At 68.9% G+C, this 922-nt stretch carries 1 protein-coding gene and 1 pseudogene; both read left to right on the top strand.

Translation table 11 applies throughout. The annotated features are described in order from the left end of the window. Window positions 1-159 precede the first annotated feature (159 nt). Window positions 160-471 (top strand): hypothetical protein, encoded by a 312-nt coding sequence (locus U9978_RS12495; protein WP_322761273.1) that lies wholly within the window; start codon window positions 160-162, stop codon window positions 469-471. A gap of 115 nt (window positions 472-586) precedes the next feature. After that, a pseudogene (locus U9978_RS12490) lies at window positions 587-922 on the top strand (cell division protein FtsK); the annotation flags it as partial.

The raw sequence follows: 922 nt of genomic DNA, 5'->3' as shown, positions 1-922 counted from the left end.
GGCGGGCACGGCGTTGCGGCCGGTGGAGTTCGACGGGTTGACGGTCATGCCGTGGCTGAACAGGTTCGGCCCTACCCCGAAGCTGGGATTGGCGCTGCGGGCGCGGGGGATGCGGCCGGTCGGTGCCGGTGGCCGGCGGGCCTCGTCGGGGGTGGCGGCATGAGCGGGCAGTATGCGTCCGGGGGCGGCGAGCGGGCGCCGGTCCGGTCAAGTTGGCATGTGGGCGTGCACGTCGGCTCGGAGTGGTCGGTGCGCTGCTTCACCTACCCGGACGAGCGGCCGATCCTCGTGCTGGACACCCCCGGCGCCGACGTGTCGGTCTCCGTGAGGGACGGCACGGTGACCGCCGACCATGTGGATTTCGCGTATGCGCTGGTGAAAGCTGCCAACGATTATCTGATCGAATGTGAACGGCTCCTCCTGGACCGCACAGCCGATGACACCGATAACGGGGCTGTGGTAGCGGCCTGAGTCTGGTTCTTCTCCTCGCGGGTGCCAGGACGGTGGCGGCTTTCGAGCGCTGTTCTTCGCCGGTTCCGGACCGCTGATTCTCGATTCTTCCAATGCTGGGTGGGTGTGATCTGTCATGGCCAGAATCAACGGCTCCCGGCCGTTTCCCGAGGTACCGACCAGGCATCCGAAAATCGACGTGCCGCTGTGGGCGGTCCTACTGGGGCTGGCCGGCCGGATAGGCGCCCATCTGGTCGTGTTTCTCGTGCGGCATCCGGTGGCGGTCGCGGTGCTGCTCGTGGTGGCGGTGATCCGCCAGCGGTTCGGGCTGGTCGGGCTCGGCCTGCTACTCGTCGCCCTGGTCGCGGTCGCGGTGCTGTGGCGGCTGGTGCATCGTCGGTCGTTCGCCTGGCTGGCCCGCTGGATCCGTGGCCGGCTGCGGCTGCTGGTCATCTACCGGTGGCGCTGGCGG

Source organism: Protofrankia sp. Cr2, from assembly GCF_963555885.1.
Classification (GTDB): Bacteria; Actinomycetota; Actinomycetes; order Frankiales; family Frankiaceae; genus Protofrankia.
This window is presented reverse-complemented; position numbering and strand designations above follow the sequence as displayed.